At 47.3% G+C, this 18,134-nt stretch carries 17 protein-coding genes; 8 read left to right on the top strand and 9 right to left on the bottom strand.

The genetic code is table 11. The features are described 5' to 3' along the window. The first annotated feature begins 531 nt into the window (after nt 1-531). Nucleotides 532-699: a lmo0937 family membrane protein gene (locus tag ACFS25_RS17070; RefSeq protein ID WP_297367315.1), complete on the top strand. Its 168-nt coding sequence runs from the start codon at nt 532-534 to the stop codon at nt 697-699. 485 nt (nt 700-1,184) lie between these two features. Here ACFS25_RS17070 and ACFS25_RS17065 read toward each other — a convergent pair whose 3' ends face one another. Continuing rightward, the gene (locus ACFS25_RS17065) at nt 1,185-1,439 is read right to left on the bottom strand and encodes a hypothetical protein (RefSeq protein ID WP_381503486.1); all 255 of its coding nucleotides are present in this window, start codon (nt 1,437-1,439) and stop codon (nt 1,185-1,187) included. A 351-nt stretch (nt 1,440-1,790) separates the two neighbouring features. Here ACFS25_RS17065 and ACFS25_RS17060 point away from each other — a divergent pair, with 351 nt between their 5' ends. Beyond that, on the top strand, nt 1,791-2,897 hold the full coding sequence (locus tag ACFS25_RS17060; protein WP_381503484.1) for an acyltransferase family protein: 1,107 nt from the start codon (nt 1,791-1,793) through the stop codon (nt 2,895-2,897). 595 nt (nt 2,898-3,492) lie between these two features. On the opposite strand, the gene ACFS25_RS17055 is transcribed toward ACFS25_RS17060, so the two are convergent. Both ACFS25_RS17055 and ACFS25_RS17050 read right to left on the bottom strand, forming a co-directional pair. After that, the gene (locus tag ACFS25_RS17055; RefSeq protein WP_381503482.1) at nt 3,493-3,981 is read right to left on the bottom strand and encodes a CHRD domain-containing protein; all 489 of its coding nucleotides are present in this window, start codon (nt 3,979-3,981) and stop codon (nt 3,493-3,495) included. A gap of 1,378 nt (nt 3,982-5,359) precedes the next feature. Then, on the bottom strand, nt 5,360-6,088 hold the full coding sequence (locus tag ACFS25_RS17050) for a LytR/AlgR family response regulator transcription factor (protein ID WP_381503480.1): 729 nt from the start codon (nt 6,086-6,088) through the stop codon (nt 5,360-5,362). 298 nt (nt 6,089-6,386) lie between these two features. On the opposite strand from ACFS25_RS17050, the gene ACFS25_RS17045 reads away from it, so the two are divergent. Next, the gene (locus tag ACFS25_RS17045; RefSeq protein WP_381503478.1) at nt 6,387-7,478 is read left to right on the top strand and encodes a hypothetical protein; all 1,092 of its coding nucleotides are present in this window, start codon (nt 6,387-6,389) and stop codon (nt 7,476-7,478) included. Between the two features lie 85 nt (nt 7,479-7,563). Further along, nucleotides 7,564-9,672, top strand: coding sequence for a tetratricopeptide repeat-containing sensor histidine kinase (locus ACFS25_RS17040; RefSeq protein ID WP_381503476.1), 2,109 nt, complete (start codon nt 7,564-7,566; stop codon nt 9,670-9,672). On the opposite strand, the gene ACFS25_RS17035 is transcribed toward ACFS25_RS17040, so the two are convergent. The 3 genes from ACFS25_RS17035 to ACFS25_RS17025 are packed head-to-tail and all read right to left on the bottom strand — an operon-like array spanning nt 9,645 to nt 11,866. Further along, on the bottom strand, nt 9,645-10,085 hold the full coding sequence (locus ACFS25_RS17035; protein ID WP_381503474.1) for a tail fiber domain-containing protein: 441 nt from the start codon (nt 10,083-10,085) through the stop codon (nt 9,645-9,647). The two genes, ACFS25_RS17040 and ACFS25_RS17035, sit on opposite strands and share 28 nt — an antisense overlap. Further along, nucleotides 10,070-11,011: a hypothetical protein gene (locus ACFS25_RS17030; protein ID WP_381503472.1), complete on the bottom strand. Its 942-nt coding sequence runs from the start codon at nt 11,009-11,011 to the stop codon at nt 10,070-10,072. Before ACFS25_RS17030 ends, ACFS25_RS17035 begins: the two co-directional genes overlap by 16 nt. 60 nt (nt 11,012-11,071) lie before the next feature. Continuing rightward, nucleotides 11,072-11,866: a class I SAM-dependent methyltransferase gene (locus tag ACFS25_RS17025; RefSeq protein ID WP_381503470.1), complete on the bottom strand. Its 795-nt coding sequence runs from the start codon at nt 11,864-11,866 to the stop codon at nt 11,072-11,074. A 226-nt stretch (nt 11,867-12,092) separates the two neighbouring features. On the opposite strand from ACFS25_RS17025, the gene ACFS25_RS17020 reads away from it, so the two are divergent. From ACFS25_RS17020 to ACFS25_RS17005, 4 genes are all read left to right on the top strand, one after another. Next, nucleotides 12,093-13,610: a hypothetical protein gene (locus ACFS25_RS17020; RefSeq protein WP_381503468.1), complete on the top strand. Its 1,518-nt coding sequence runs from the start codon at nt 12,093-12,095 to the stop codon at nt 13,608-13,610. Between the two features lie 37 nt (nt 13,611-13,647). Next, the gene (locus tag ACFS25_RS17015) at nt 13,648-14,598 is read left to right on the top strand and encodes a hypothetical protein (protein ID WP_381503466.1); all 951 of its coding nucleotides are present in this window, start codon (nt 13,648-13,650) and stop codon (nt 14,596-14,598) included. 226 nt (nt 14,599-14,824) lie between these two features. Further along, nucleotides 14,825-14,980, top strand: coding sequence for a hypothetical protein (locus ACFS25_RS17010; RefSeq protein WP_381503491.1), 156 nt, complete (start codon nt 14,825-14,827; stop codon nt 14,978-14,980). Continuing rightward, nucleotides 14,913-15,314 (top strand): DUF6169 family protein, encoded by a 402-nt coding sequence (locus ACFS25_RS17005; protein ID WP_381503464.1) that lies wholly within the window; start codon nt 14,913-14,915, stop codon nt 15,312-15,314. The genes ACFS25_RS17010 and ACFS25_RS17005 overlap by 68 nt, the downstream gene beginning before the upstream one ends. A 173-nt stretch (nt 15,315-15,487) precedes the next feature. On the opposite strand, the gene ACFS25_RS17000 is transcribed toward ACFS25_RS17005, so the two are convergent. The 3 genes from ACFS25_RS17000 to ACFS25_RS16990 all read right to left on the bottom strand — a co-directional run bounded on the left by ACFS25_RS17000 (nt 15,488) and on the right by ACFS25_RS16990 (nt 17,934). After that, a complete protein-coding gene (locus tag ACFS25_RS17000; protein ID WP_381503462.1) occupies nt 15,488-16,255 on the bottom strand; it encodes a hypothetical protein in 768 nt (255 codons plus the stop codon). A gap of 378 nt (nt 16,256-16,633) precedes the next feature. Further along, on the bottom strand, nt 16,634-17,512 hold the full coding sequence (locus tag ACFS25_RS16995) for an IS3 family transposase (RefSeq protein ID WP_381503489.1): 879 nt from the start codon (nt 17,510-17,512) through the stop codon (nt 16,634-16,636). A gap of 17 nt (nt 17,513-17,529) precedes the next feature. Beyond that, the gene (locus ACFS25_RS16990; RefSeq protein ID WP_381503460.1) at nt 17,530-17,934 is read right to left on the bottom strand and encodes a hypothetical protein; all 405 of its coding nucleotides are present in this window, start codon (nt 17,932-17,934) and stop codon (nt 17,530-17,532) included. Nucleotides 17,935-18,134: the final 200 nt, after the last annotated feature.

Genomic DNA, 18,134 nt, shown 5'->3' with positions numbered 1-18,134 from the left:
TCCAGTTATTCTTCCATAAGAAAGAGATTGCATTCTTTACAAGCTAATTCACAGATCAATAATAGCTCTGGCGTTGGCGGCACAATTTTCGTGTTACCGGTCATGGCAGTGGATATGGTGATTTTTTCCTTAGTTTGAGACCGTAGCGTTTGATATCTTGGCTACTCAAAAATATGCCTGGTAACTTTCAGAAAGTTACCAGGCATATTTTTGAGTGTGGATAGAAAAATAAACCGTATAATCTAGGCCAATATGGTTTGTAGCTTCATCAGAGTACAACTACCAGTTAGAATAATTTGCCGGTGATTGATAAAAAAGACTAACTAAATACAACACAAGGTATATGTGTTATAAGTAACTCAGAGACAAAAACATATGTTCAGTCAAATTGAGGGAGCGGTAACGTGTCAGATAATGGTGGAGGTTTGTATAAAAGTTAACAGCTTGTCTACAATCGGATTTCGTAACATACTTGTACCATTGCAGTTATACTTGCCAATACACCTAATTTCACTATCAAATTCTAAACGTATGGGCAATCTTCTGTATACAATCGCCGTCGTGCTGATCATTATTTGGCTATTGGGCTTCTTAGGCGTTTTAGGCGCCGGGATAGCGGGTAGCGGACTCATTCACATTCTGTTAGTGATTGCGGTCATCGCCATTATTTTTCGGCTGATTCAAGGCCGAAGCGTTTAAAATCTCCGCTATACGTTAAAATGCCTGGCTACTTTCTACTGCCAGGCATTTTAGCGTATAGTGGAGATTTTATTTTTCTCTATTTTTAAAAGTAATATTAAATGATCCCCGTTAAATAAATTTATACGTGTATAAGTATTTTTTTAGAGGGATAATACTAATCAATGAATCGACCAATAAGCGGAGGTTACCGATAGATGCTACCAAATTAGAATTGTTGTTTGTGAAGTTGTTAACGCAATACCGTCGTCAAGTGTATGAATGGTTCCTTATCTAACATTTCATAGGAATCAATAAAGCTATGTATAATGTTTGTATAACCACGATTATAATAGACCTAAATAAAAACTCAATTTTAGTAAAGAAGTACCTGTTTTTAAAAGATAATTATACGTAAGATAAATGCAAGAGTTATCCATAAAATCGCAAAAGGGCTACTATAGACGTGGCTTACCAAGTGCTATATAGCAAGCCTGAAAATCATTTTATTGATTCAGTGTATCGGAACTTAGTTCTTTCAGATAAAGCATTAGCCGTTCAGATTTGCTAAACGAACAAATACACATCGGCTTCCCCGTTACTTTGTCATAACACAGTTCGGCAAAAAAATTGTTGAAACTGTACAGCTCCCGTACCCGACATAGATCGACTCGCTTGGCGAGTAACAGCCCCCATATTCTTAAGGCTCCTTGTCTAATCAAAAAAGGCTTTCGGTCGTATTCGTCACGAGAGATATACATTTCAGTAGGATTGCTCTAGGTGAACATAATAAAACGCCTAATCTATTTAACTTAGCTAATTATCCTTTACAAAGTGAGGAAATGGCCACACTCAATCTTTATAGTCAAACGTTATATAATGCTAAATTGACTTATACACATAATTAAGCCGCTTTATCCACATCAACGGGGAATTATATAATTCCCCGTTGATGTGGATAAAGCGGAAAGCAGACTGACAATGTTGGTCTGCTTTTTTGTTTCATAATCACTTATACGTTAAGAAACTATTCTAAGATCATATGCCTTATACAAGCCCTGAAAACAGTTTAAGTACGCTTAAAAAATCGGCCATCTTCTTCCACTCAACGTATGCGATCAGTAGCTGTATTGACACCAGGGGAGGGGTCAACGCCAATGTCGACAAATTATGGCTTCGTTAACTGGATTCGGTTAGTTGCGATGTTCTCTATTGTGTATGAACACAGCATCCTGCTTTACACAACCGAACCCAGCCAAGTCAGAACGTATCATATTATCAGCCAGCCGTTTAAGTTTGGCACCATCTGTTTTTTCATCATATCGGGTTATCTATTGGGGCGTAAACTAACACCCGATGACTCACCCTGGTTGTATTACCGTCGTCGGCTGCTAGTTGTCGGTCTACCGTTTGTCATTGCGTTTGGACTTTATTACCTGAAAATGATTGGCCTTATCGGGCGGTTGACTGGCAAGCTGATGGCATCAGAGTTGAGTAGTACCTTCCTAGTAAACGAATTCTACACCAACCTTTTTTTTACGTCTTACTGGTTCATGTTCAGTTTCTTAACGGCGCTGGCCATTCTACTCCTCTTCTGGCGGCAAACCAAAAGGTTGGTATTTGGCTGGGTAAGTTTTGCGGTAACTTGTTTCTTTGCCGCCAACATATATACCAATTGGTTCGATTCAACCCATACTATCGCCATGCCGGCGTATGTCTTTTACCTGTGGCTCGGCACCTGGTTAGCCCGCCATAATGCGTACATAAAGCGGATGCAATCGCTGTCCAGCCCCATTCTAACCATAATCCTACTGTTGACGATGGGATTGGCCTATTTAGAAAGTGAATTGCTCTGGTCACTTAAAGCGGGTAATCCAGTAAATACACTCCGGCCAACCAACCAGTTGTTTTCGTTGGTTGCTTTCGTCTGGCTGATGCGCCATGATGCCAATAAACAGCTAACCGCTTGGCTGAATCCAAGAACGGAATCGTTTGGAATATATCTATACCACATGTTTTTTGTTGGTTTGGCCACGACCATAGCCATCAAGTTACCCTATTTGAGCTGGTTGTCTGATTCCCCCCTACCTTCCTTTAATCCCGGTAAAATTGTGCTGATTGACCTGGTTCGGATGGGCTTTGTGTACGGCTCGACCCTGTGCTTTGTTAAACTCGTCAACCGGACACGGCTGCGATGGCTCTTTGGTGAACGGTCGTGATTCCAAATTAAACTTTTGCAGGTAGTATCTGAGGCCACATTAATTGCCGATGAAAATAGTACAAATCAAGGAAGAGTCTTTAATCGGCGAAGTAAGTTGTACATTAGTTTAAGGGTAGCTGACACAGTTGGGACGGTCGGCCGCTGCCGTGTATTCACCATATACATGGCATAAACTATTCTAAGCCAAATGTTTACGCGGAATTACATGCTTTTAACGACCGTTTTAGAGAGCAAGTAATTTCGCTGTTCAGGTACGTGTTGAAGCTAACAATTTTGATGTTCTTAAGGCCCCAAGAGACGTTAAGACCAGCTCAAGCTAGAAATATAGCGGTCGGCGACCCACATTCATACTTATTCCGAGTACTATACAATACTGGCCAAAGTAGCGCCCCTACTGGGAAGTTAAATCAGTATAACTAATTGAACCACAAATTTTTATATGCTCTACGTGGCGCATACACGGCAGCGGCCGACCGTCCCAACTGTGTCAGCTACCCCATACCTCTACTGGTGCTCATAGACACAAAAACACGCCCGGCAGTGAGCGTGTTTTTGTGTATTGTCTTCAGTTAGCGACTTTGTATGATCTAGGTTTATTGCCGGGTTATATTGCCCCGAATAGCACCAGACGGGAATTGAGTTGAGTGGATGTTGGCATAATAAAACCCGTTTTTCATACTATCAACCCGCGCTTGACTCGGCAGAGTTGCCGTGCCTACGATGGGCGAAGTCAGTGACGGAAACGGAATTTCCGGCGTAGGGTTCACTCCGTTTACTCCCGCAGCATCGCCAGGGATAACCCGGTGAAGATGGCCAGCTGTAACCGTCGATGAAGTCGGAACCCCCGAGTAGGTAACGGTGTAACTCAGTACGCGGGTCGATTCGTTGAGCGATCCCATGAACGTACCAGTAGCGGGTGATGTCGTTGACGTTGGCTTCTCGTTAGCGCCATTGAGTGTGGCCATGAAGTTAGTCGTCGTGATGGCCGTGACTGGATTATCATCCTTTTTACAGGCTGTCATAGTTAGGCCGAAAGCCAGAAGGGCTACTGCTGATAAGGCAACTGATTTCATTCGTTTCATAATTTTTTTTGATCGTTGAGTTAGCCGAATCCGGCTTATTAACTGCAGGAATACTTACGTAAGCCTTCCTGCAGTTAATAAGCTCTTTGGGATGTGTTTTGTTAGACGGACTGAGCATATTGGGGTAGCTAACACAGTTTGGGGTAAGTCTTCCGAATCGTACCGCACGGGCGGCTCCGACAATTCGCTACGGCTCGCGAATTCGATCTCAAAAAACGTACGATTAGCTAACCGGGCCGATTTCTATAGTACGTTTGAGCCGTGTTGCAATAAGAACTCAAAATGGCAGTACTTAGTCTGCTAATTGAGCAACCCGTGTAAGGAAATCCGAGATTTCTATAGCCAACCCTGTAATCCATGTTCCGATCTACACGGGTGAATTTTTCAAGCCTCGACAGTTCAACCGGGTCGCCGACGGTCGGCCGTTGCCGTGCGATGGTGAAAAACCGTGTATGCTATGCTAGGGTCTAAAATTCATGGCCTCATTTCCCGGTTATTTCTTTCTTTCTCCCCCTTTGTAAACAACATTGCACATGACAACTTACATTGGTATTGACCGGGGCCGCCTGAGCGGTTCACTAAGTTAGATCATGCTTAACTTAATGTCCAGTTAAAGGTAGCAGGTCCAATGGCCATCACGAATGGCTTCCTGGACGATGGAGTAGCGGTCTTCGGGAGTAAAACTCCGCCTTAGTTTGCTCATGGAATCTGAATGTAAAAGGACTAAACTGTTTTTACAATTTTGTCCAGCCATTCAGGGGGTTAAGACAGGCGACAAAATTAGTTTTTGTGCCCTTTATTTAACCCAATCCTAGTGGAAAAACGGCCTTCTAGAGTAACCTGCCAACAACCTTCTGCAAGGTCAAGTATAAAAGGGTTTTCTTAATCGGTTTTGATTTTGACCGTGTCTTGTCCGGAATTTATTCGGACGTTTAATTGAACGGTTTTGGTAGCTGATCACTGTAAGTACAGTTAATGATGATCATTAACCTTTTCATGAACGATAACAAGTGAACTAATCTGTACATTCAATCAGCATAAGTTACATCTTAAAGTCGATTGGTAGCCTGGCTATTGCCGGAACAAACTGTGTAGTGGACCTGCTCTATTTTACTGGACACGACCCAGATTAATCTTAACGTAATGGCCAGTAAAATAGAGCAAGTGCTGTTTATTCATCGCTTGGCTCCTGAGATGAGCTTCAACTGTTATCTTTGTTTGTATTTTTCTAAGCTCCGAATTCTTGGAAAATAGGATACCATTTTAGGCAGGCCTTTACCTTAATTCTGAGAGTGTTCTCCTGAAGGGATATCGGGACAGATCAGTTTTAATAACTGTTAACTGTAATCCGTGCGTAACATTGACGTTCTCGAAACCCTTACCTGTTCGACACACCCAGTATTCGCTCGACATCTTTCTGGTAGAGCCGACCGATGGGTAATTCCTGTCCGCCAATTTCAACATGACGGGGTGTATAGCTGGTGATACCTGAAACGGCCACAATAAACGACCGATGAATCCGCACAAATTGGTTGGCAGGTAGCATAACTTCCAGCGTACTGATCGTTTGCTTGACTAGCAAAGGCTTTGCTGTACAAGTTATAATGCGCACATAGTCTTTCAGGCTTTCGACGTACAAAATCTCATCGGGCGGCACTTTGATGAGCTTCCTGTCGGCCCGAAAAAACAGTGAGTCTGTGCTGGCAGGGCGGGATGTTTCTTTCTCGATGATCCGGGGTTGGGGGGCTTCTACACCCGTTTTCATGACTTTGCTAACGGCCCGCAGGAATCGCTCGAAGGGAATGGGCTTGAGCAGGTAGTCGGCCACATTTAGATCGAAGCCGTCAAGGGCATATTCGCGGTAGGCCGTCGTAATAATCACTTCCGGTGGATTCCGCAGCGAGAGCAGAAAATCAGTTCCCAATAGCTTAGGCATGTTAATGTCTAAGAACATCAGGTCGATGGGTTGCTGCTGCAATACCCCAAATGCTTCCAGTGCGTTTTCGCAACGGGCAACCACGGTCAGTCCATCAATTAACTCGATATACAATTCCAGCACATCGAGCGCGGGGGGCTCGTCGTCCACCAGCAAACAACGGAGTGGCATCGTGTTTTTTAGTTTTGGCCTTTTGTTGAAATATAGCCCAGCTAAGATACCATTTACTCAACTACGATCCTATCCTAAGCCAGCCCATTGAGAAAGCGGTAGTAGATCGTGTCGTTTGTCGCCGACGAACGGTGTTGGCTATCGACAGTTACCGTTCTGTTCGCTCATGCCCCTGTCTGTAGGCTGGAACAAGCGGCCTGTCGAATAGACCAGCAAGGGGGGGCGAGTACCGCTAGTTTTGACACAACCAATCCGCGCCGGGCGGTTAGGATAATCTCAAAATCGCTAGTCGAAAGTTATGAAATCATATTCAGTATTTTTAGTACTACTAGCAGCAATGATGATAGGGGGCTGTAAGAAAGATACCATCCCGCCAATTTCCCAAAGTGCCGATAATAGTATCACGGGCTTTGCGTTTGCTACGCTGTCTCCAGGGGTAACGGCCAACATTAGTGGTACGTCTCTTTCAGCGGTTGTACAGGCCAGTACGAACCTGACCAGCTTAATACCAACCATCACTTTAGCAGCAGGGGCCAGTATAACACCTGCGTCGGGGGTGGCACAGAATTTCACGAATCCGGTTGTTTATACCGTTACAGCAGAGAATGGCCAGACGCAGTCGTACACCATTACGGTTAAACACAATTACCAGGTCACCATCGATGTCAAGTACAAGGCGCTGGGCTGGACGGCCATGCCCGATGATGGCGACCATGCCCAACCCACAGCGAGCGGAACGGGCTGGGTACAGTATTACAGCAATAAATCCCAGGCCATTTACTTAGTTAACGGGTCAGCTTTCGGAATGCTGATTAATGAAATGAAAAAATACGATGCCGCTGGGCAGGATAAGTTTGCCATCCTCACCACCGACGCTACGTTAACCAGCGTGGGGTCGGGAGCTTATTACAATGAGTTCAAGCGCGTGGCCGATGGCTCAGCAGGCATCGTCACTAGCCCGCCTACCGGCGGGACGTTTCTGGTGTATGGCGATGTTTATAAAAAGTACCTCGTGCTCAACCGCTGGAATGGCACGTTGGGCTACCCAACCAGCGACGAATCAACGAATACCAGTGGGTTTCGGTACAACAACTTTATCAAAAATGGCGTAGCAGGTGTCATCATTGCTGGACCAAGTGGTGCCCAGGCGATCTGGGGTAAGGTGTATAAATTGTGGGGGAATGCCAGTTATGATGCGGGATGGCTGCGAAACCCAATCTCAAGTTGTGATCCGGCTATAGGCGATAATGGCCAGATTGTCCAGTTTCAGAATGGCACGATCAAAATAACGGGTACAGGTTGTGGTCAGTATCAACGGCTTAATAACACATTGGTGCCGGTTAGTGGTGATTTCCTCTCCGGGAGTATCGTCCTAAACCCCTGTTATTGATCTTCATCGGTAAAGCGTAATTTTATGTCATTGGTTATGAGTACATGACGACCATTTGCCAATAACCAATCAACCTCAAGTTGCCATGAAACTCCGATACACCCTTATTTTTCTGCTCGTGTCACTTCTTGCCTATAGTGCAGATGAGTTGAATGTCGATAGGCTGCGCCGGGTGTTGCCATCGCTCGCGGGAACCAGGCGGGTTGATGTACTCAATAAACTAAGTGAATACTATCTCTGGCGAAAAGCCGATTCGGCTGGCTATTTCGCCGATCAGGCCCTCAGTCTGTCCAGAACGCTCCCGTACCAATACGGCATTGATTTGGCCGAATTCAACACGGGATCGGTGGCGATGAGAAAGGGCCATTCTCGTGAGGCCGAACCCTTACTCCGCCAGGCCATTGACAAATTCCGCCAGACCGACCCCTATCATGCGGGCTGGGCCATGTGTTATCTGGGCGATGACTTAATGAAAACGGCTCACTACCCCGAAAGTATTAAGTATCTGACGGCGTCGCGGTCGCTGCTCCAAAATTATCGGAGGGGTGACCCCGGAAAGCCGCTCACCTTCCTGGGGCTGGTTTATGGTGCCATGGGCGATTACGAGACAGGACTTGAAAAAGCCCGGCAGAGCTATGTCGAGCGGCTGAAAATGGAGGATGTGCTCGCGCTGGGCTGGTCGTATTACAATCTGGCTACGTTATACGGCTATGTCGATGATTTTCAGGCCGCCATAGATCATTTGCACCTGGCCGAACGCGCCTTCAAAACCGGCTTCGAGCCCGATTTTGTGTATGCTAGTTTTGCGAAGGTGTTCAAACGTATGAATCGCCCCGACTCGGCCATTTTTTACCTCAATAAAGCTCTCAAACTGGCTCCTAAAGGCATAAGCACCCGCGTGGCCATTGGCGATCTGGCCCTGGCCGACAAGCAATACGACAAAGCCATTGATATTTTCAAACCCGCTTTAGCCGAAGCTCGAAGTTCAAATAAGGTTGAAGCTGTGATGGCCGACCTGCGGTATTTAGCCAGTGCCTACCAGGGGAAAAACGATGATCGGCAGGCTATTCCCTACGCGCAGGAACTTTATGAGCTAGCTAAGAAAACGGGCGCACGACCCCGTCTGCGCGATGCCAGCGAACTGCTCTGGAAAAGCTATGATCACCTCGGCGATACCAAACAGGCCTATCGATATCTGACGGAATACAGCGCCCTACGCGAAACACTGCTAAACAACCAGTTCAAAGCCAACCTATTTTCGCTTAAAAGTCAGGTCGAAATTGACCAGAAACAGGCCCGGATTGACCTGCTTAACAAGGAGAAAGTCATCATAAGTCAGCAGTTGAAACAGGAATCGCTAGCGAAGTGGCTGCTGGTTGTCGGTCTGGCCATTGTAAGTTTACTGGCGCTGATTGGCTACCGAAATATCAGGCTCTCGCGCCAAAACGCAACCCTCGAAGCTGAACAGCTTAAAAGTCGATTTCGGGTAGAGCAGATGGAAAACCAGCACCAGCAGGACGAACTACGCCGGCATGCCGAACAACTGGAAATAAAAGCCCTTCGTGCTCAGATGAATCCCCACTTTATTTTTAACTGCCTGAACTCGATCAACCGCTACATTCTGGTCAACGACCGGATGGCGGCTTCCGATTACCTGACCACCTTCGCCACGCTCATCCGAATGGTACTCGAAAACTCGGGACATTCCCTGATCACCCTCGCCGACGAACTGGAGATGCTCAAGCTCTACCTCGAACTCGAACGGCTACGTTTCAAGAATGCATTTAACTTTAGCATTACATTTATAAACGCTCTTGATACCGGCATCATTCGGATACCGCCCTTGCTGTTGCAGCCCTTCGCCGAAAATGCCATCTGGCACGGTCTAATGCACAAGGACGGACCGGGCAACATCGACATTGCGTTCCGACTTGAAGAAACCATCCTGTACTGCATCATCACCGACGACGGCGTGGGGCGGCAGCAGGCTGGAAATATGAACGCAAAACCGGCCGAAAAACGCAAATCACTGGGTATGCAACTCACCGCCGAACGGCTTGCTCTGCTGAGTTCTCCGAACCAGACGGATTCATTTTTCGACATCGAAGACCTCGTCGATGAACAAGGCGCGGCTACAGGCACAAAAGTGCTCCTGAAAATACCGTATCAAAAGCTGACAATGACTAGCAACTGATCGGCAGATATTGGGTACCGGTGGGCTATCCGCCGGCGGGGAACAAGTACGGCTTCAATGGCCTGCAAACGGGCCTCCTGCTGAGCTAAGCGGGCTTTAAGTGCTTGGTTCTCGCGGATGAGGGCCTGCACGCCCGCAAAGGTCACACCCGCAAAATCGTGGCTGTAAATGAGCGTGTCGCAGCCTACCTGCCCCAGTTCGTCGTGGCCGAAAGCCGCGAAAAAGTCCTGCGCCATGGGGCCCCAGTGCCGGATAGCGTGCTGGCCCTTGTAGTTCCAGGTGGTCAGGCGTATGGCGTTGATTTTGCCGAGCAGGTCGGTATGGTCGATGGGCCGAAAACGTTCCTTTTTGGTCGAATCGGAGATGGAACCCCAGGAGTTCTGGCCCCGGCCAATGATCACGCCAGTACGCACGGTACCGTAGTTTCCCCACCGGGATTAAGGTCGCCACAGGTCATCAGATAATAGCCGTTGAGAAAGCGGCCTACAAACTGGTCCGTAACACTGGACAATGTAGTACCCTGGGTTAAGGGATCAGAATCGCCAATCATGAAGGCTCCCCTTTTGCTGTTGGTGCTTATAGAGGACCACATTGCCGTTGAGTAATCGCCACTGGCGGTGTTTTTAGACCCAGTTGCCGTTGAGTAAACACCACTGGCAGTGTTGTTATGCCCGGCCTTAAACGAGCCCGCATTCACATCAAACTGCATAGCATTGCTTATGGCAATCGAGGTGGTTGGCGTCGTGGGGTTAAATAATAAAGCCCGCCATTGCAGACTAAACCCTCGCCCAAAGGATACGCTACTGTTCGTTTGAAAGCGTATGACAATTCCCGATCCCAAAGCAATCGGATCAGGAGCATTTAAACTAGTAAAAGGGATCACCATCCGTCCAGGGAGTGTGCTGCCACTGAATTGCTGGCTGTTTCCGTGGATATCGGTGATGACTACCGTGCTGTTGACCGGATCGGTGTTCAGGTCGGTGAAAATAATTTCGAGACCCCTTACTGTACCGTTGCCAGTGCTGATCGATGCCGAACAGTTATAGCCGGTTCCTGCTGTGTAGTTGGCATCGCCCGAGGGGTCTTTGAGCGTACCGGCTAAGGCCGTCAGTGACGGTGAAGTCGGACAACTCATCGTAGCTGTATAGGCCGCTGGGTCGGCAGTCGTGCGGGTGTACTGCTGCTGCACCAGAAAGCCGTTGCGGGTGTAAATCTCCACATCCTGCGTGGGCGACACACCGGCGGGCGCGTTGATGCCAACTTGAGCGTAACTGGCTGTTGAGAGACTCAGACAAAGGCCCAATAAAGTCAGGAAAAAGGGTATTCGGTTCATCATCATAACGTGTTCATCTGTAAAAGGACATCGAGAACGGAGTAACGGTGCGAAGTCAACGTATAGCTACACCTGACGGGTTGCCTCCAGGATATAGAACGTATTGTCCATCCGGTACCCGCCCGACTCGGTTCTGAACGGGGCAATGGCATTAGTTACAGCATCAACAGCCGCTTCGTACGAGGTGTGCCCGATAGCCCGCTGGGCCGGACCGGCCGATAGTAAGCCTTTCAGGGCCGAATCCAGATTAGCATACAGGAACGGACTGGACACGCGTTGCCGTAAACCAGGTTGGAAACCCGCATCGCCAACCAGTTTTTCCAGCGCATCATCTTCCGAGAGGGCAAACGGGCCGGGCGTAACTGGGGGCGGAGGGGGCATTAGCGAACCCAGCGCTTTCAAATAAACAGCCACTTGACATTCAGATGCTTTGCCCCAGATCGCGACGTATAGTTTCCCGCCCGGCTTCAGAACGCGGTACGCTTCTTCCAGCGCCCGCGCCGGGCTGGCGGCATATTGAAACAAGTTGACCCGTAACCAGGTCGAAGGTGTGATCGGGGTATGGCAAATCCTCCATATCGCCCGTATTGAAATGACCAATGGGCGCTTTCGTCTGGGCAATGGTGATGAGTTCGGCCGTGGCATCCAGGCCCGTACGTCCAGACCCTGTTGCAGCGCCAGTTGGCAGAACAGGCCCGAGCCACAGCCATCATCAAGTAGGGTATGGGCCGGGGTCTGGATAAAGTCATGGGCCATCTGCTCAAATACGGGCAGCAAGGTTGCCTCCTGATAATCGGCCCAATCCTGAGCGGCTACGCGCCAGAGTTCGGCCTGCATTTTTTGTGATCCCCTGTCGGTCATATAATAAAAGTGAGATAAAAATAGGGGTCTTTACACCTAAACTCTACCAATAAACAGCGCTGTCGACAGACTACTGGTTTTGTCGACTAATGCCATTTGTCGACGCTATCGGCTTTATGGCGGCAAACTTCAGCGGCTGGTCGATTAATCCCGCGATTCATGCATTCATTGATAAATTTTGCCATTGTCCTATTGATAATGTCGGGCAAATACAAATCAACTAACTATGAAATTCCTCTGTTTATTCGCAACGGCCTGTTTGCTGGTCAACCCTTTGCTGGCCCAGAGTAACTACGTAGCCAACACGGCCAATGCCTCGACCCCTGGCACGTATAATACCCTGGTTGGTTTCAACGCGGGTTTCAGTGTTACTACCAATGGTGACTATAATACTTTATTGGGCTACCGGGCAGGCTATGCCAATACGACGGGAGATGGCAATACGTTTCTAGGATACGAAGCCGGCAATGCGAATACCACAGGGGCTTATAATGCATTTCTGGGGTATGCTACCGGATTTAATAATACAACTGGCGGAGGCAATGCATTTCTAGGGTATGAAGCAGGGGGAGCTAACACGACAGGAAGTCTGAATGCATTTCTAGGCTATGCAGCAGGCACCAACAATACAACGGGTAACAATAACTCGTTTGTCGGGTATTTGGCTGGTTATTCAAACACGACAGGTTATTCTAACATCAGCATCGGCCCGCTTTCTGCCTATAGAAATAAAAGTGGCCATAACAACGTCATGCTTGGTGACTCCGCGGGTTTCAATACGACTACGTCCAATAGCGTATTTTTGGGCTCCAAAGCCGGTTTTACAAACACGTCGGGAACTAATAATATCTTTCTTGGCTATCAAACCGGCTATTCCAATACCACAGGGCGTAATAATGTCATGACAGGATTCCAAGCGGGTTACGCCAATTCGACTGGCAGTTTCAATGTCTTTACCGGATTCCAGGCGGGCTCAGCGAACTCCACGGGTGCCAATAATGTCTTTACTGGCTATGGAGCAGGCACCTCGAATACCACTGGCACTCAGAATACGTTTGTAGGCTACCAGGCCGGTTACAATGTTACCACGGGTAGTAACAACATCATCATTGGCCCTGCCTCGGGAACGGCTATTACCGATGGGAGTGATAACGTGCTGATGGGCTATAACACCCAGGCCGAGAGTGGGTTACACAATGCCACGGCTATCGGCTCAGGCACTCGCGTCGCCGTCAGCAATGCACTTATTCTGGGCAATGGGACTAATATTGGCATTGGCACTTCGGCCCCAACCGCCCGATTACACATCCGTAGTCAACAGGAAGGGGAGTCGGGGTTGCGGCTGGAAAATCTAACGACGCAGAGTCCGGCGGTGGCCCGGACCGATAAGTTTCTGAGTGTGGACGGAGCGGGCCGGGTGGTGCTGGCGCAGTATCGGCTACACTATGGGCAGACCAAGGAGTGGGCCGACAGGGTGTTTGGGCCGGGCTATGTATTGCTGCCTTTATCCGAAGTGGGTCAATATATAGCTACTCATCAGCATCTGCCGGGAATGCCCTCGGCGGAGGAGGTGGTGAAGGAGGGCGTGGATGCGGCTGAGATGAATGCCAAATTGCTGGAGAAAATCGAGGAACTAACGTTATACATGCTTGAGCAGCAGAAAAATGCGCTCATCCAGCAAAAACAGATCGAGTGCTTACAAGCCGAAAATCGGCAAATCAACCGATTGCTCAACCGACGTTAGCATCAGCCGTCACACTCATCATTAAGTCCATCCGTTTATGAAAGCTATTTCATCCGGCAGCCTGTATACTGCGCTTATTTTACTTGGTTTTGGTTCGTCAACGGTCTGGGCACAGTTACCACACATTCAGCCATCGGGTGTCATCCTGAATAAACCAGCTCCTGCTCCGGCCATCGTTGACCGGGATCAGGATGGTATCGATGATAACCTGGAGCATCAGCTATTGGATAGATTCCGACCGTTTTTTTTGTTTTCCAACGATGGTGGCGACGAGAACTTTCGTCCGGCCGATGCGCTCTGGTATCTGAACCAGTCCGTCCTGATTACAAGTGGGGATGAAGACGATAGTCTCATTGTGACCAGAGATAAGCTTGCTGCCGGTATTCTGGCCGTGAATGGCAAGTGCGGCTCTTCGGACATTATGCAGCGTATAAAACTGACCAACTACCACATCAACCCGCAGGCAAACGTAAACGGCGAAAACAACCCCGGCCGCCACGGAAATGCCTGGGATCTGGTGCTGAACAATAGAAATGTGGGCCTGTATGGTCACGTAACGCTGGTTATGCTAACTGACCCGTTTGGCTATGATTTCAATCATGCTTACGGTGGCGATGCGTCGGGGATACCCTACTACAAAATCGAATTCTGGCAGTTTTTCGGCTACAACAGCGCCAACAAACCCTTCGATATTGGCGACCATGAGGGTGACTGGACATCCGTACAACTGATCTACGACCCCAGAAGCAAGCAGATTGTCAGCGTGTTTCATTTTGCCCACGGCATGTTATTTCGCTTCGATATGACCACTCAGAATCAGGCTAAAATAGTGGCTGCTAACGTAACCGCCGGTCTTTTGAGAGAGTATCAAGGGGTAAACTATAGTATGGCTTCGCTGGATTTGTCACACCTGGGGGCAAAGGCTGACATCGTGAAAAATGAAAAGCAGATTGCGAAGGCGCTTTCACTGACCAGTTCCAATCGATAGAGCTCGACCACATGCCAGCGAAAAGCGCTGACTTTGTACTTTTTCTTGAGATTAATAAAACCACTTACCTTCATAACTCTACACGGGTTGTGTCAAGCTATTCCAGCGTGATACAAGTCAACTAAATACGCAAAATTTGCGTTTCTTTGCTGGGTCGTTACGATACTGAAAAGTAATTAGAAAGAATCTGAAGTGCCCATAGACTACGTAAACAGGGGGAATTGCTATGGCAACGAAAACAAAACGTCTTGTGGATCTGGCTCAGAAGCTGATGCAGGACAAAAAGCAGTTAGGGGACTATTATCAAAGTGGCGATGAGTCTAGGAAACCCGTCGGCATTAAGTTCGTCAAACCCTTCACCTTACCCGCTAAGCGAGACTGAAACAGGCTTTGCTTTTACAACCGAACGAGGGGCTATCTACCACGTAGACTTTACTTCCGATTCGGACTATCTACCAGATACCCCTTTCGTCGATTCGGTTTATTCCCTTTCAATCCTACCCATTTCTGGCTCCTTTGATCGTAAAGATCCTCGTATTGAGCCTACGATCGTTCAGGCGCTACACATATTCTTTGAAGCTGATCCAAAGGCGATCCTGCTATACGTATGTAGTACAGAAAATGGGCAGGAGCGGGTACGAAGCCGCTTGTTTAGGCAATGGTTTTCCAGGCATCAGGGAGGCTTTGAACGATTCGATTTTAACTACCCTGAATAAGGACTATACATGTCAGCTATCGTTCGACGTGATCTTCCAGAAAGGTGGCTCATTGAGCTAACTATTTTGCAGGCTGTTGAACAGAACAAATAGTTTTCCCGTGTAAGCTGACTTTTCGATTCTACGTTCTGTATGTTTAGAGGGCTATAAGACTCAAGGTTTATTGCCTAATTTTACTTAATTGGCTTTTTCTTCCAGTTTCTTCCACCATATTGCCCGTATTGAAAATCTTGATAGGGATACCAATCTCTTACTTCTGGAGCATCGAAAGTTGACATGGAGATGTAATGATCCGCCACCTTGATATAATCCTTCTGTGGCAACGGGTATACATCTAAGAGCGGCAGGACCATATTTGAGTCGTATACATTCACATTGCAGTTAGTAGGGCAAAACTGCTGACGAAAGGACTTGACAAATTCATGAACTGATTTTTCATCAAACTTTTTGCGCTTTAACAACACATAGTAATTCTCAACCGCAGAATTATGTTTGGTTTTGATGATCTCGAATTCTTCTGGATTTAGTTTAGCAACTGGCCCCGCATCCTGAAGGCCACCTAGGATATATTTTGAGGGTATCCAACCAAAGTGGGTAGCCGCTAACCAATCAGGTTCAACAACGTTAATCCTAGACCATTTCCCCTTTGTTTCGAGGACCTCAACCTTTACCGAGTAATCCACTTCACAATAGTGAGTTTTATGCATAGCTTCAGTCGCCTTTTGATTAACCAGCTTAGGAGATGATTCAGAAGGGCCTACATGAATAATGATTCCCTCACCCTCTATGCCGACTATCTTACGGGCTGGAGGAACTGGTTCACTCGCCACAGGCGACGTAATGTTTGTATTATCAACATGATCTTTTTTGGAATCAGTTGAACAGGCAGGAAAAAAGGATAGGCAAAATAGTAGAAGTAAAATCCTGGCAAGATTAAACATGATTTTGGTATGGAATTAATTTACAACTAAAAACAGATAGTTGTTCAAGTTACAGAACTGCTTGCATGTTTAGATTTATTTCTGTGTCAATAAATTTCCCTAGCAAACAGCCCCGCTAAATTTACACCTAACCTGATTCTGTTTAGTTAACGTTCAAAAAAAGCAGTCTCCCATTAAAAATCGTGAACTACTAAAGTAAACGGGTTTATTGAACGCAAAAAAAACACTTTTTGAACACTTCCCTCCTACTCGGCCACCGTTCAATTAAACGTCCTATTCAAATTGGGACTAGCCAGAATGTATCGTCCTAAAATAAGTTGACCGTTTTGAGTTAATCCTAAAATACGCTTACCCTTTTCTTCTTAGTCCTAAGTTACGCTATTTTTTCTCCTCCGAGGGTGGTGCCTGGAAGTAGTTCTTCCAACGCCGTTCCAGCGGGCCATGACTTTGATGGGCTACATCAGGACAAAGCATGTCACAACTTAAATGCGGCCGCTTATAATTGTAGAGAAATACTCCGTTCTCCACTAGCGTATACGCTTCCTCTAAAGAGCGAACTGCCTGATGACTCAGATACTCCTGCTTTAGAATACCGTTTACTCTCTCAACGATGGAATTCTCTAATGGGTCCGAGTTTTCCGTCATACTGAGCCTAATATGATACGAATCGATCACTTGAGTGTACTCATCACAGCAGTACTGAATGCCTCGATCACTGTGATGAATCAACTGCTTGCCCATGCGTTTAGTAATTTGTTTAAGGGCCATTTTTAGGGCCCGACAGCAATTGACGGCCTCTAAATTATCGGCCACGGCAAAGCCCATGATCCGACGCGAATACGCATCAGTGATCAGTGAAATATAGAGGTAGCCAGCCTCGGTTAACCAGTACGTTATATCGGCAACCCATACTTGGTTAGGCCGTAAGATGGTTAGATTCTTAATCAGATTGGGGTATTTTCGGAACCGATGTCGGGAAAAGGTAGTAATCATTTTTCGCTTACGCTTCCTGATTAACAGATGGTTAGCCGCCAATAAGTCGAATAGGCCATCCCGACCCATTTTTATTCCCCTTTCCAACATTCCTGCTTTAATAAGATCATAGAGTTTCTTGCCTCCAATTCGGGGGTGATCTGCTCGAACTTTTTCCACCAGATCCAGCACGTGTTTATCTGCTTCTTCCCCCGTCATCAACCGATGCGTGTGCTGATAGTAAGCCTGCCGACTAAACCCAAACAATCCTGTCATCCGCCGGATGCGGAAATGAGGATAGCTTACTCGAAGGAGTTGGACTGTTTGGTAACGGACTTTTTTTCGATAGCGATGCCCAGCTCCTGCTCGGCAACCCGGATGATGGTCGTGTAATAAATCACCTGGAGTTCAGCTTGCTCAAGCTCTTTCTTAAGTTGTATGACTTGACCGGCTAACTCATCAGCTTTTAAAGCCATCTGCTCAACAAGGGCTGGGGGTGGCTGCTGGCTGGCTTGTTTCATGGCATCAGCGCGCTGGAAGTTTTCGTGACGGACTCGGTCCAGCCACTTTCTAACGGTATGACGGGTCAAAACGTTAAACTTAGCCATGGCCTGGGGAATGGTCAGCCGACCCAGGTTGATCTCTTCAACCATCTGACGCATTTTGAGCTCATGCGCCTGAGTACGAAGCAAAAATAAGTGGTCCATCTGCTTGGAGTGATGGTAAACCTATTTTAGGACAAGACAGTTCGTTTACCTAATGTGGGTGTTGTCTTCGAAGACCAGATGGCAGGCTTTCGCTTCAGCCGACTCATTGACGCATTGGCTTTGATATAGGCAGAGCGGTCCGCCGCGGTCGATCACCTGGGTATGGCCACTCACCAATCCTTTGTGGATGCATAAGCCAA

Source organism: Spirosoma flavum, from assembly GCF_042686045.1.
GTDB classification, from domain to species: Bacteria; Bacteroidota; Bacteroidia; order Cytophagales; family Spirosomataceae; genus Spirosoma; species Spirosoma flavum.
This window is presented reverse-complemented; position numbering and strand designations above follow the sequence as displayed.